A 13,027-nucleotide genomic window follows, 5' to 3' on the forward strand; every position below is an offset into this window, starting at 1 on the left:
CACATTCAACATGGATACTGCCTGACACACCGCCATCGCGAGCAGGCTCGCTCCCACAGGAATTGGGTTTCGCCAGTTGCTGACGGATCACCCGGGCAGGTGGCCTGCCCGGATGATAAGCCTGCCCTTATTTACGCGCCTCCAGTATCAGGTTGAACGGCGTTTCCGTGGCCCGCCGGAACTGGGTGAACCCCGCCTCGGTGAAGACCTTGCGCAACCGTGCCTCGCCCGCTTGGGCGCCGAGCCCGAGGCCGACTTCCTGGGACAATGAGTTGGGTGTGCAAATAAAAGTCGAGGCGGCATAGAACAGTCGTCCCACCGGAGTGGTGTTGGCGTCGAGCGTGTCGTTGGCGAAGGGCTCTACCAGCAGCACCGAGCCGTCGGGTTTGAGCGATTCATAGGCGTGCTTTGCGGCGCCGACCGGGTCACCCATATCGTGCAGGCAGTCGAAATAGCAGACCAGGTCATAGTCGTCGCCCGGATAGCTTTTGGCAGTGCCCTGAAAGAACCGCGCCCGGCCGGACACACCACCTTCTTCGGCGCGCTGGGTGGCGACGGTGACCGAAGGCGCGTGGTAATCGAAACCGACGAACCGTGAATTCGGAAACGCCTGGGCCATGATCACGGTCGAGGCGCCGTGGCCGCAGCCGATGTCCGCTACCTTGGCGCCGGTTTCCAGTTTGGCGACCACCCCGTCGAGGGCCGGCAGCCATTCGCTGACCAGGTGCGCTTTGTACCCTGGGCGGAAGAACCGTTCGGTGCCGCTGAACATGCACGGATGGTGATCGCCCCAAGGCAGGGCGCCGTTGCCGCGCATGGCATTGACCAGTTTGTCCTTGTCATGGAAAAACGATGCAACCACGCCGATACCGCCGGCCACATAGACCGGTGAATCTTCGATCGCCAGCGCCAGGGCTTGCTCTTCAGGCAGGCGGAACTGGCCGTCGTGGTGTTCCATGTAACCGGACGCGGCGTGAGCGCTGAGCCATTCGCGCAGCAGGCGGGTATTGCAGCCGGTCTTTTCGGCGAGTGCTTCGGGGGTGACTGGCTGACTGTCGGCCATGGCCCGGTACAGGCCGAGCTCTTCGCCGAGGATGACGTTGGCGAGCATCGCCGCGCCACCCATGTCGTTCACCAGTTTGCCCATGAAATCATTGAGTCTGGCCTCGTCCATCATGTGTGCTCCTTCAGCAGGATCAGGGTCCAGAGGCATTGTTTGTCGAGGCATGCACCTTTGGGCGGTGATCGTGGGAATGAACAGGACGATAACGGCGTCCTGGCCCCCTGCGGGGGTAATCAATAAGTCTAGTTCGTGTATCCCACTGTATCTGACTGCCTGTCCGATACAGTGGCCTGAGAAGAGCGGCGTTTGTGAACACACCCCCGACACACAGCGGCGCTTGACTGAGCCTGCCGGCCGGCACTGACTTTTCAGACGCTGGAGACCGGATCCCAGGATGAGATCGACACCATGCACACTCCCCTCACATCCGCGAAGACGAGCGTTGGGCTAGGCTTGCGCCGCGGTTTGATGACAGACCTTCAAGTGGCCCCGCCGGGCGCTTTCGACTTTCTGGAAGTCGCGCCGGAAAACTGGATCGGCATCGGCGGCGCTCATGGCGCGGCGTTTCGCGCCTTGGCCGAGCGCTATCCGCTGTCCTGCCACGGCTTATCCTTGTCGCTTGGCGGGCCGGCACCGCTGGACGTCGGGTTTGTGCAGCAGGTGCGGGTTTTCCTCGATCACCATAAGGTGCCGTTGTACAGCGAACACCTGAGCTACTGCAGCGATGACGGGCATCTTTACGATCTGCTGCCGTTGCCGTTTACCGAAGAAGCGGTGCATCACGTTGCCGCCCGAATTCGCCAGGCACAGAACATTCTCGGTCGGCGCCTGGCGGTGGAAAACGTCTCCTACTACGCCGCGCCACAACAGGACATGGACGAACTGACCTTCACCAACGCGGTGCTGCACGAAGCCGATTGCGACCTGCTGCTGGACGTCAACAATGTCTACGTCAACTCGATCAATCACGGCTTCGATCCGCAGGCGTTTCTGGCGGGCATCGACGCGCAGAGGGTGGTCGCCATGCATGTGGCGGGGCACTTTGATGAGTCCGACACGCTGAAGATCGACACCCATGGCGCCTCGGTCAAACCGGTGGTCTGGTCGCTGCTGGCCGAGGCGTATGCGCGGTTCGGTGTGCAACCGACGCTGCTGGAACGGGATTTCAATTTTCCGGCGTTCTCTGAGTTGGTGACTGAATTGCAGATCATTCGCCGCCTGCAAGGTGAGGGGGTGAACCGTGGATAAGCCGACGCTGTATCAGCAGCAAGACATATTGACTCGCTACCTGCGCGACCCGGACCACTGTGCGCCGCCCGCTGGGATGGACGTGGCACGGGTGCAGGTTTATCGCGACCTGGTGTTTTCGAATCTGTCGTCGTTGCTCAGCGGGACTTTTCCGGTGCTGGTGAAGATATTGGGTGACGGTGAGTGGCGTTCTCTGGTGCGGATCTTCTTGCGGGACTACCGCGCGCGCACGCCAAAATTCGGCGAGATTGCCCAGGAGTTTGTCGAGTTTCTGGCCTCTGAGCCGCTGGCGCTGAGCGATGGACCGTGGCCGCCATTCATGGTTGAGCTGGCGCGTTACGAATGGGTCGAGATGGCACTGCAACAATCCGAAGCCGAGCCATTGCCGGCCAGCGATGCCGGGTTGCTGCTGGATCGACCGTTGCAGGTTTCGCCGCTGGCCTGGCCATTGGCGTATGCCTGGCCGGTGCAGTTGGTGGGGCCAGATTACCGGCCGGACTCGCCGCCGGCTCAGCCGACGTTGCTGTTGGTTTGTCGGGCCGAGGACTGGAGTGTGCGGTTTTCCGAACTGAGCCCTTTGGCGTGGCGGTTGTTGCAGCGGATCGGGGAATTTACTCAGCTCGATGGCCGGGCGCAGCTGGAAGGGTTGGCGGTGGAGGCGGGGATGGTTGGATCGCCGGAGTTTATCGACAGCGGATTGGTGTTATTGCAGCAGATGCACAGGGAAGGGGTGATCGGCATAGTCGCCTGACCGCACGCAATCCCCCAAACACCACACATCCAATGTGGGAGCGGGCTTGCTCGCGAAGGCGGTGTGTCAGTCGACATAGATGCTGAATGGGATGGCCTCTTCGCGAGCAAGCCCGCTCCCACATTGGATGTGTGGTGTTTATTGGGGCTTTGGCAACTTGAGTTCCGCACACAACCCACCGCCCTTGCGATTGCTCAAGGTCAGCGACCCACCAATCGCAATGGCCAACTGCTGCGCAATCGCCAACCCCAACCCGGTCCCTCCCGTACTGCGATTACGCGAATTCTCCACGCGGTAGAACGGTTCCATCACCTGTGCCAATTGCTCTTCGGCGATCCCCGGCCCACGGTCCATCACTTTCACCGACAAGCTGCCATCAGCCTGCGTTTCCACCGACAGCTCTGCGGTGCCGGCGAATTTCAGTGCGTTGTCTATCAGGTTCACCAGCACCCGCCGCAAGGCATGCGGCCGGGTGTTGATTACGGCTGCGCTTTTGCCGTTGAGCTGCACGTCTTTGCCCATGTCCTGATAGTCGAATACCAGGCTGTCGAGGAATGAATCCAGATCAGTGCGGCGACTTTCCTCGGTGGCCCCATGAATGCTGCGGGCATAGGCCACGCCTTCGCGCACCAGGTGTTCCATCTCGCCGAGGTCGTTCCACAGTTTGTCTTTCTCGCTGGAGTCATCCATGAACTCGGCGCGCAGTTTCATGCGGGTGATCGGGGTTTGCAGGTCGTGGGAAATCGCCGCCAACAACTGCATGCGTTCCTTGAGATAGGCCGCAATGCGCGCCTGCATCGCATTGAAGGCCCGCGCAGCGTAGGCGACTTCGGTCGGGCCTTTTTCATCCAGGTGCACGGCGTGGGTGTTGGGGTCGAGGGTTTCCACCGCTTGGGCGAGGCGGGTGAGCGGGCGAATGGCGATTCTCACGGCCAGCCAGGTGCAGATAATCATCAGCGCCAGTTGCCCCAGCAACACCGCCGGCAACCACGGCGACAACGGCACCATCGAAGGTCGCACGTCGATAGTGACAGGGCTGCCGTCCTTCAGTTTCAGGTGGGCCTGGAAGTGTTTTTTCGGGCCGGGGATGTCGGTAAAGGTCAGCGGGTAATCATGGCCGATGGCGTCCTGAATCGAGGTCACTGCAATCGACACATTGCGAGCCGCCATCGGTGTGCCCGGCGAGCCTTCATTCAACAGATAGTTGTAGTTGGCGCGTTCCAGACGCGGTAGCCAGTTCGGGCGTTCGTCGGCGGGCAAACGGTCGAGGATGGCCAGGGAGGTCGAGACATCGGTTTCCAGATTGCCCAACATGGTGTTTTTCGCACTTTCGTAACGCTCGTAGTACTGAGCGCCAAAGGACAGCGCTTGGGCGAGGATCAGGCCGACCAGGAAAATCAGCGACAGCCGCGAAGCCAGCGTGCGGGGCCAGTGCAGCGCAAGGTTCATGACGGCGCACCGAGCACTTCCACCGGCAGGGAAAACACATAACCTTCACTGCGTACGGTCTTGATGTAGGCCGGTTCCCGGGCATCGTCCAGCAGACGCTGACGCAAGCGGCTCACCAGCAAATCGATCGAGCGGTCGAACAGGTCGGCATCGCGGCCTTGGGTCAGGTTAAGTAACTGGTCGCGATTGAGCACCCGCTGAGGGTGATCGAGGAACACCCGCAGTAAACGATATTCCGCACCGCTGAGGGCGACCATGGTGCCGTCCTCATCCAGCAGATGCCGGGCCGAGGTGTCCAGGCGCCAGCGACCGAAGGCCAGCAGGCGACCGCTTTCGGTGATCACCAGGTTCGGCGGCAGCATCCGCGTGCGTCGTAGCACGGCGTTGATGCGGGCGAGCAATTCACGGGCGGCGAACGGTTTGACCAGGTAATCGTCGGCGCCCATTTCCAGGCCGATGATGCGGTCGGTTTCATCGTTGCGAGCGGTGAGCATCAGCACCGGCGTGGCCTTGTGTTTGCCGGCGCGAAGTTCGCGGCAGAGGACCAGGCCATCGTCCCCCGGCATCATGATGTCGAGCACGATCAAATCCACCGGTGTGGACTCCAGAAACGAGCGCATCTGCCGTCCATCCGCCACCACGGTGGTGCGCAGGCCGTTCTTTTTCAGGTAGTTGCCTACCAGTTCCCGGATCTCGCGGTCATCGTCCACGATGAGAATGTGATCGACGTGTTCCATGGTGACCAAGCCTCTTGAATAGGAGTTGTCGCGCAGTCTATCGAGCCTTGGCCCGCTCGCCTGCCGTCGATTGTATTGCAGTGTATCTGGCATATCAGCAGATACACGGGGACGCAAAAACAGCCGATTTCAGGGGTTTTGTATCGCTGTGTATCGCAAGCAGGCGCGGATACACAGCGATTTACCCGCGCCTGTTCTGGACACAGACGGGATACCTCACGGGTTTCAAATAGGTTCCATCGAGGCAAACCCAACCGCCTCGGCTCAATCAACGATTGACCTATTGAAGCCCTGAGGAAACCACCATGAACACCAAAGCCGTGTACGCCGCCTGCCTGTTTGCCGCCCTGAACATCTGCACCTTGTCGGCCCGGGCCGAAGCCGATGTCACCCCTCAAACCTACACCTACGGCATGCACCTGGACATCCAGAAAGTGCTGTCGATGAAACAGGACGCCACCTCTGCCTGCGGGATTGTGAATGCCCGGATGACCTACCTGGATTCCCAAGGCAAAACCCGGGTACTGGATTACAGCAAATTCGCGGATGGCTGCAACGAAGGCAACTGAGGTCTGTAGAACCTCCACTGTTCTCATGTGGGAGCGAGCCTGCTCGCGATGACGGCAGCACATTCAACATCCATGTGACTGCCAGAGCGCTATCGCGAGCAGGCTCGCTCCCACATGGAACTCGCATTTCAAGGTGATTCAATGTTCTTCATCGCATTCCTGGGCGGTATTTTGACCGTCCTCAGCCCCTGCATCCTCCCGGTCGTGCCGTTTTTGTTTGCCGGTGTTAAACGCACGCGTTCTTCGATCCTGCTCACCCTCGGCGGCATGGCCCTGACCTTCGCCCTGATCTCCAGCCTGGCTGTGGTCAGCAGCGATTGGGTGATACAAGCCAACAACACCGGCCGCCATGTGGCGCTGATCGTGATGGTGCTGTTTGCCCTGTCGCTGATCTCCGCTCGCATCGGTGGCTGGCTGGCGCGCCCATTTGTGCTGCTGGGCAATCGCCTTGATCCCAACACTCGCAAAATGTCTGGCCCGTTAGGCTCGGTGATGATCGGCGTCGCCACGGGGCTGCTCTGGGCACCGTGTGCCGGGCCGATCCTCGGGGTAATCCTCACCGGCGCCATGCTGCAAGGCGCCAACGTTCAGACCAGTCTGTTGCTGGTGGCGTACGGCCTGGGCAGCGCGTTGTCCCTGGGCACTTTGATCTTCGCCGGTCGCGGCCTGGTCAATCGCTTGAAACCGTCGATTCCGCTCACCGGTTGGCTGCGTCGCGGCACGGGGGCTGCGGTGTTGGTTGCCGCCGCGGTCATCTCCACGGGTGCCGACAACAAATTGCTCGCCAGCACCTCGTCCGAAGGCGTTACCACGGTTGAACAGCGCGTGCTGGAAACCGTACCGAAAGTGGTCGATTACTTCGTCAGCAAGGTCAAGGCCGACTCGACCCAGGACGCGGCCAAAGGCGCGATGCCGTCACTCTCTGGCGCGGTCGAATGGCTCAACTCGCCAGCGCTGAGCAACGATTCACTGCGCGGCAAAGTGGTGCTGGTGGACTTCTGGACGTACGACTGCATCAACTGCCAGCACACCTTGCCCTACGTGAAGGACTGGGCGAAGAAATACGAGAAGGACGGCCTGGTGGTGATCGGCGTGCACACCCCTGAATACGGTTACGAACGCATCATCGACAACGTCCGCGAGCAGGTGAAAAAACTCGGTATCACCTACCCGGTGGCGATCGACAACAACTACGCGATCTGGCGCGCCTTCGACAACCAGTACTGGCCCGCTCACTACCTGATCGACGCCCAGGGGCAGGTGCGTTACACCCACTTTGGCGAGGGACGGTACGAGACTCAGGAACAGATGATTCGGCAACTGCTGGAAGAGGCCAAAACGCCTGCTGCATAACCCGTTTTCGGCGAAGCAAGCCGATCTGTTAATGCGGCGTTACAGATAGGCGACCATGTATCGGAGAATGCCATATTTCGTGGGTTCTCCGGACGATCGGCAGGACGCCAGCGTATCCGGGAGCGATAGTTTGTGGACGACGGGATCATTGCCGACCCTGTCATCACCCTCAAGAAAAGGACGTTGCCATGCCTAAATACATTATTGAACGCGAGCTTCCGGGCGCCGGTGCACTGCCGCAACAGGAACTCAAAGCGATCTCGCAAAAATCCTGCGATGTGTTGCGCGAGATGGGACCAGAGGTGCAGTGGCTGGAGAGTTACATCACTGGCGACAAGATTTACTGCGTGTACATCGCGCCGAATGAGGGACTGATCAGGGAGCACGCCCAAAAAGGTGAATTTCCCATCAACAGCGTTTCCCGGGTCATGAACGTCATCGATCCCACCACGGCGGAGTGAGCCGGACGAGTTCCAACCCGCAACGGAGCAGATTTCATGAGTACCCCCATTGACCTCACTGCCCTGAAAAACCGTCAAATGGCCTCGTGGGCCAGCGGCGACTACGCCGTGATCGGCACCACCTTACAGATCGTCGGCGAACAACTGGCCGAAGCCTGCGACTTGCTCTGTGATGAGCAGGTGCTGGACGTCGCCGCCGGCAACGGTAATGCAACGCTCGCCGCCGCGCGCCGGGGCTGCAAGGTCACGTCCACCGATTACGTGGCCAAGTTGCTTGAACGCGGCGAAGACCGCGCACGGGCGGAACACCTGGACGTGACCTTTCAGGTGGCCGATGCCGAGGACTTGCCGTTCGAGGACGCCAGTTTCGATGCCGTGCTTTCGACCTTTGGTGTGATGTTTACGCCGGATCAGCCCAAGGCCGCAGCGGAACTGGCGCGGGTGTGCCGTCATGGAGGGCGGATCGGCCTTGCCAACTGGACGCCTGAAGGCTTCATCGGCCAGATGTTCAAGACCCTGGGCCGCCACATGCCGCCACCGCCAGGAGCGCAACCCCCTTCGAACTGGGGCACCGAAGCCTGGTTGCACTCGCAGTTCGATCAGCGCGACTTTCAGCTCCAGGTGACACGGCGGTTGTTCAACTTCCGCTATCGCTCGGCCGCGCACTTTATCGACACCTTCCGTACCTGGTATGGGCCGGTACACAAGGCCTTTGCGACCCTGCCACCCGAAGGGGGCACGGCCCTGGAAAACGACTTGACCGAACTGTTGAATCGCCTGAACCGGGCAGGGGAGCGGTCGCTGGTGGTGCCCGGTGAATACCTGGAGGTGGTGATTACACGGCGTTGAAACGACAACACAAATCCCCTGTGGGAGCGGGCTTGCTCGCGAAGGCGGACATTCAGTCAACATCACTGTTGAATGTAAGGTCCTCTTCGCGATGTAAGCCCGCTCCCACAGGGGTATGTGCAGAATTGACTACCTGACCAGGCCGATCACTCATCCAGCCTCTCGGTGTACACCACCCACACACTGCACGGCATTTTGTACAGCAGATGTTCCACGGTGCTGCCAATCAACCGGCCCATGCCGCGATGGCCGACCCGGCCCATGACAATCACGTCGACGTCATAGGTATCGGCGTAGCGAGTCAGCACCTTGGTCGGGCTGCCCATGAGCATGTGCCGTTGCTCCGGCGCGATGCCGTTGCGCGCGGCCAATTCGTTGAAGGCATCCTCCTGGAAGTCGAACAGGGTCTTGGCCTTTTCCGAGGCGAAAAAAGCCGAACCGTTTTCGAAGCTGAACTCGTCCGAGCTGATCGACGAAAGGTCATAGGCGTAGACCACGTCGAGCTCGGCATTGCAGGCACTCGCGAGTTTTGACGCTTCGTGCAGAATCCGGTCATTGAAGCTTTTGTAGTGATCATCACGATGGAAGGGGTCCACCGCTGCAACGATCTTGCGCGGCAACGCATGCTTGGCATGGCTGACGAAGTGCAGCGGCACCGGGCATTCGCGCAGTAAATGCACGTCGAGGGGGGTAAACACCAGCCGCGACAGCCGCGATTGGTGCTCCAGCGCCTTGATCAGCACGTCCATCGGCTGCTCTTTGAGGTGCGTCAGGATTTCCTCCAGCGGATTTTCGACCCAAGTCACCTCCGTGGTGACGTGCACACCGATCTTGCGCAAGGGGCGAGCCTGTTCCTCAAGCCACTGGCGGTGACGCTCGACATAGCCCAGACGCATCTGCTCCAGAGCCTTTTCGTTGACCAAGCCGGCGGTCGCCAGGCCCTCCAGATAGTCGAAGGCAACGATATGCAGGGCCGCATCTTCGGCCTTGGCCAGCGCTGCGGCCCGGTCGAAGGCAGGGCTGTGTTCCATCAGGGGCGAGGCGACCAGCATGAAACGAGCTTGACCAGACATGACAAACCTCCCGTGGGTAAACGAGCAGACGACGGGCCCCCTGGATTGCGATGGGGAAGCGCCTGTGCGCCCGACGTGTGGTCATTCGATAGCCATTCAATCCTCTAAGTATTGACCATGATCAAAATCTCGTCCGCAAGCGCATCAGCGGGACAGGATGATGAAAGGGATCCGCGGTGTGCAGGCGATGGGTGTCACGCCGAAGTTCTAATGTGGGAGCGGGCTTGCTCGCGAAGATGGCCGTTCAGTCGATAGAGATGTCGCCTGACATTCCGCCTTCGCGAGCAAGCCCGCTCCCACAGGGATTTGTGGGGTTTTCTTTATCTAGACAACCTTCGCGCCCCGTGCCTCCAGCAACTCCCGTAACACGGAACGGTGGCAGTGGGCCTCGTCTTCGCAATAACACCCTACCGCCAGCGACGTTTGATGGGAGAGGGCGGCCAGCAGGTCGAGCAGTTGACTGGGCGCGGGATGGTTCATCTCGGCCTTGAACTTGCGCTTGAAGGCGCCCCAGGCCTTGGCATCTTCCGCCGATTTGGCTTCAGCCACCAATTCGGGGCTGGGGGACAGCAGCGGTTGCCACACGTCGTAAAAATCCCGGCTGGCAAATTCGGCCTTCGGTACACCACGGGGCGGGCGGCGTACCGTGCCCAGGCGCAGGCCTTCATTCGCGGTGCGGGGGGAGCCGAGTTGGACGATGTGGATGGGCATGATCGCAGTGCCTATTTGAGCCGCGAGCTGTCGAACCACTCCAGCGCCGTGCGCCAGAAGCAGATACCCAGGAAGTACGCCGACATCAGCAGCCACAAACCCATCACCAGCGGATTGACGACCGGGTGGTTGACCACCAGCGACAAGCTGCACAGCAGCCAGATGGCCGTCACGGCAATGTTGATCGGCATGAACCGGCGCACGCGGAATGGGTGCAGGAATTTCATGCGGGTCACGGTCAACAGCGCCAGGCCGATGACGGCGAGCAAGGTGATCCACGGCGACGGGTCGATGATGTACAGGCACAGCGCAACCACGTTCCACGCGGCGGGGAAGCCCTGGAAGTAGTTGTCTTTGCTCTTCATGTTGACGTTGCAGAAGCAAAACAGTGACGACACCAGAATCAGCGACACGGTCAGCAGCAGGGTGTAGTCCGGCAACGGGATGTAACGGTAGATGAACAGGGCCGGGATAAATACATACGTCAGATAGTCGATCACCAGGTCGAGGATCGATCCGTCGAAACTCGGTAGCACCGACTGCACATTCACCTTGCGTGCCAGCGCGCCGTCCAGACCGTCGACGATCAGCGCCACGCCCAGCCACAGCAGGCAATTGGTCGGCTGGTTCTCCAACAAGGCGAGGGTCGCGAGGAAGGCTGTGACCACGCCAGTGGCGGTAAAACCATGGGCGCCCCATGCTTTGAGCCTGGCAATGTGTACAGTGGATATCACGGGAGCGTTCTCCAGAAAGTGAAGCAAGCCAATGATCACCCTCTTGTTGAGGGCGTCGGCAAACCGGGTCGGGTTGCAGGTATCGACCGGATTTTCGGGGATAAGGTTCACCACCTATGAATCTTAGCCGCCGCGCAAAAAAATACCCCGGAAATATCCGGGGCAAGAATTAATGCATTGTCCGCCTGTGCGCTCCATTCAAGGTGGGCGCAGCATAGAACGTGGCAGTGTCATTTCTGTCAGGAGTGGGAAGGGCAAGGGCGGCGCGGCATCCACCTGTAGGAGCTGGCGAAGCCTGCGATCTTTTGATCTTCAGCGGTTTTGAAAATGGCCAGGATCAAAAGATCGCAGCCTGCGCCAGCTCCTACACAAATTGTGTACATCCCGGGATGCGGCCGGTGATTTCGGCAGCAGAAACGTAAGGCCTAAATTCTCGGCTGTCACCAGAGGCGTGAATCCCCCTGCGCTGAACTGCGCCGCGAGCCAGTGCCACGGCGCTGGCCCGTCTGTCCGGCCAATTTCAACGCCAATGGAATTTTTTTCAGGCACCGCCGCTCTGCTGATAGAGACGTGCTGATCCAGCGTCCTGCCACTGGCCGCAGAGCGAGAAAACCATTCCATGACTGCCCTGACACGACTTCAATCCCGGCCTGCCCACGAGCACGTGATAACTGTCGCTGGCGGCTTAAAGGCGCTCTATGAACAGTTGTTGCTGAACGACGATGATGCGCAAAAACATGCGCTCGCCCGGGGCTTCCTGCAAGAGCAATTGCAGCAAGCGGCGCAGCTGCCCGATGAACTACCACGGGACCTCTCGGCCCTGCAAAACTGGGTCGAACAGCACAGCGTCGACGTGGCCCGGCAATACGCCGATTACCTTCAGCAACGCAAGGCGGGTGGGGCGCGACAGTTCTTCAGCAATAAAGCCCATGGGTTGTTTTTCCTGCAAGCGGTAGCCCCGACCAAACTGGTGGATGGCGCCTGGCTTTATGGCCTGTTGCCGCACTGGCAGGACCCGCGCTTCGACGGGCTGTTGTGCACCTATCTGGAAGAATTGGGTGAGGGCAATCCGGCGCAGAATCATGTAGTGATCTACCGCAAACTGCTCGCCGAACATGGCTTGCCAGACATTGCCGCGATTACCGATGAACGCTACCTGCAAGGCGCGATTCAACTGGCGCTCGGCTATTGCGCCGACGAGTATTTACCGGAAGTGATCGGCTACAACCTCGGCTATGAACAGCTGCCGCTGCACTTGTTGATCAGCGCTTATGAACTCAGCGAACTGGGCATCGATCCGCTTTATTTCACGCTCCACGTGACCATCGACAACGCCAGCATCGGCCATGCTCACAAGGCGGTGCAGTCGGTACTGCAATTGCTCCCGGTGGAAGGCGACCGTGATAACTTTTTGCGTCGGGTGGCGCTGGGTTATCGGCTCAACGACCTGGGGCAGGGCAGCCGGGCGATCATTGAGTCGTTCGACCTGGACAGTGAAGTCCTGAGCATGCTGGAACGCAAACGCCCGTTCGGCCAGCACATGCATTCCGATTACAGCCGCTTTGAAGGCAAGACCGTCAATCAGTGGCTGTCTTCACCGGAGCAATTGCCAGGATTGCTGGCGGCCATGGAAAACAGAGGCTGGATCAAGCGCCACCAGGACCCGCAGGCCAGCCGCTTCTGGCAATTGATCGACGGTGCCGGCGCGGCGATGTTCGGCGTATTCAGCCCTTACGAAAAACAGTTGCTGCATGACTGGATTGCTGGCGACTGGACGCCGGAGCATCCAGTCGCTGCGGTACGACGCGGCAGTAGCGTCACGGCGCAGACGCCGGTGCCCGCCGACAGCGATCCGGATATCAAGCGCCTGCATACCGCGCTGAACGGTTTGAGCGGGCACGAGCAGATGCCGGTGTTAATGCCGTGGCTTTCGCCCCGTCGGCATGCTCATCCTGCGGGTTTGTTGGCGACACGCCGGTTTGTCGAACTCAAATCCAGCCTTCTCTAGAACACCTTTTATCAACGGGAG

Annotated in this window: 13 protein-coding genes; 7 read left to right on the plus strand and 6 right to left on the minus strand. The window is 60.1% G+C overall.

The window, feature by feature from the left end; all coding sequences use genetic code 11:
• Positions 1–127: 127 nt before the first annotated feature.
• Entirely contained in the window at positions 128–1,174 is a 1,047-nt protein-coding gene (locus IB250_RS06600; protein ID WP_192343479.1) for a class I SAM-dependent methyltransferase, read from the minus strand.
• Positions 1,175–1,471: 297 nt separating this feature from the next.
• Here IB250_RS06600 and IB250_RS06605 point away from each other — a divergent pair, with 297 nt between their 5' ends.
• Together IB250_RS06605 and IB250_RS06610 are read left to right on the plus strand one after the other, a co-directional pair.
• Positions 1,472–2,311: a DUF692 domain-containing protein gene (locus tag IB250_RS06605; protein WP_192343480.1), complete on the plus strand. Its 840-nt coding sequence runs from the start codon at positions 1,472–1,474 to the stop codon at positions 2,309–2,311.
• A complete protein-coding gene (locus tag IB250_RS06610) occupies positions 2,304–3,062 on the plus strand; it encodes a DUF2063 domain-containing protein (protein WP_192343481.1) in 759 nt (252 codons plus the stop codon). The genes IB250_RS06605 and IB250_RS06610 overlap by 8 nt, the downstream gene beginning before the upstream one ends.
• Positions 3,063–3,200: 138 nt before the next feature.
• On the opposite strand, the gene IB250_RS06615 is transcribed toward IB250_RS06610, so the two are convergent.
• On the minus strand, positions 3,201–4,511 hold the full coding sequence (locus IB250_RS06615; RefSeq protein WP_192343482.1) for an ATP-binding protein: 1,311 nt from the start codon (positions 4,509–4,511) through the stop codon (positions 3,201–3,203).
• The gene (locus IB250_RS06620) at positions 4,508–5,248 is read right to left on the minus strand and encodes a response regulator (RefSeq protein WP_007896007.1); all 741 of its coding nucleotides are present in this window, start codon (positions 5,246–5,248) and stop codon (positions 4,508–4,510) included. Before IB250_RS06620 ends, IB250_RS06615 begins: the two co-directional genes overlap by 4 nt.
• 305 nt (positions 5,249–5,553) lie before the next feature.
• Between IB250_RS06620 and IB250_RS06625 the strand changes: the two genes are divergently transcribed.
• The 4 genes from IB250_RS06625 to IB250_RS06640 all read left to right on the plus strand — a co-directional run bounded on the left by IB250_RS06625 (position 5,554) and on the right by IB250_RS06640 (position 8,480).
• Positions 5,554–5,817, plus strand: coding sequence for a DUF2790 domain-containing protein (locus tag IB250_RS06625; protein ID WP_192343483.1), 264 nt, complete (start codon positions 5,554–5,556; stop codon positions 5,815–5,817).
• A gap of 141 nt (positions 5,818–5,958) precedes the next feature.
• Positions 5,959–7,170: a cytochrome c biogenesis protein DipZ gene (locus tag IB250_RS06630; RefSeq protein ID WP_192343484.1), complete on the plus strand. Its 1,212-nt coding sequence runs from the start codon at positions 5,959–5,961 to the stop codon at positions 7,168–7,170.
• Positions 7,171–7,358: 188 nt separating this feature from the next.
• Positions 7,359–7,631, plus strand: coding sequence for a DUF4242 domain-containing protein (locus IB250_RS06635; protein WP_192343485.1), 273 nt, complete (start codon positions 7,359–7,361; stop codon positions 7,629–7,631).
• A 36-nt stretch (positions 7,632–7,667) separates the two neighbouring features.
• Positions 7,668–8,480, plus strand: coding sequence for a class I SAM-dependent methyltransferase (locus IB250_RS06640; RefSeq protein ID WP_192343486.1), 813 nt, complete (start codon positions 7,668–7,670; stop codon positions 8,478–8,480).
• Between the two features lie 146 nt (positions 8,481–8,626).
• Here the strand turns inward: IB250_RS06640 and IB250_RS06645 are convergent, their stop codons facing one another.
• The 3 genes from IB250_RS06645 to pcsA form a co-directional block, all read right to left on the minus strand.
• Complete coding sequence (locus tag IB250_RS06645) at positions 8,627–9,553, minus strand: universal stress protein (RefSeq protein WP_192343487.1); 927 nt, start codon at positions 9,551–9,553, stop codon at positions 8,627–8,629.
• A 324-nt stretch (positions 9,554–9,877) separates the two neighbouring features.
• Positions 9,878–10,264 carry a DUF488 domain-containing protein gene (locus IB250_RS06650; protein ID WP_192343488.1) on the minus strand — a complete coding sequence of 129 codons (387 nt, stop codon included), beginning with the start codon at positions 10,262–10,264 and terminating at the stop codon, positions 9,878–9,880.
• Between the two features lie 11 nt (positions 10,265–10,275).
• Complete coding sequence (gene pcsA / locus IB250_RS06655; protein ID WP_192343798.1) at positions 10,276–10,998, minus strand: phosphatidylcholine synthase; 723 nt, start codon at positions 10,996–10,998, stop codon at positions 10,276–10,278.
• A gap of 619 nt (positions 10,999–11,617) precedes the next feature.
• Between pcsA and IB250_RS06660 the strand changes: the two genes are divergently transcribed.
• Positions 11,618–13,006, plus strand: a complete 1,389-nt coding sequence (locus IB250_RS06660; protein WP_192343489.1) for an iron-containing redox enzyme family protein — start codon at positions 11,618–11,620, stop codon at positions 13,004–13,006.
• Positions 13,007–13,027: the final 21 nt, after the last annotated feature.

The organism is Pseudomonas sp. PDM09, from assembly GCF_014852305.1.
Lineage (GTDB): Bacteria > Pseudomonadota > Gammaproteobacteria > Pseudomonadales > Pseudomonadaceae > Aquipseudomonas.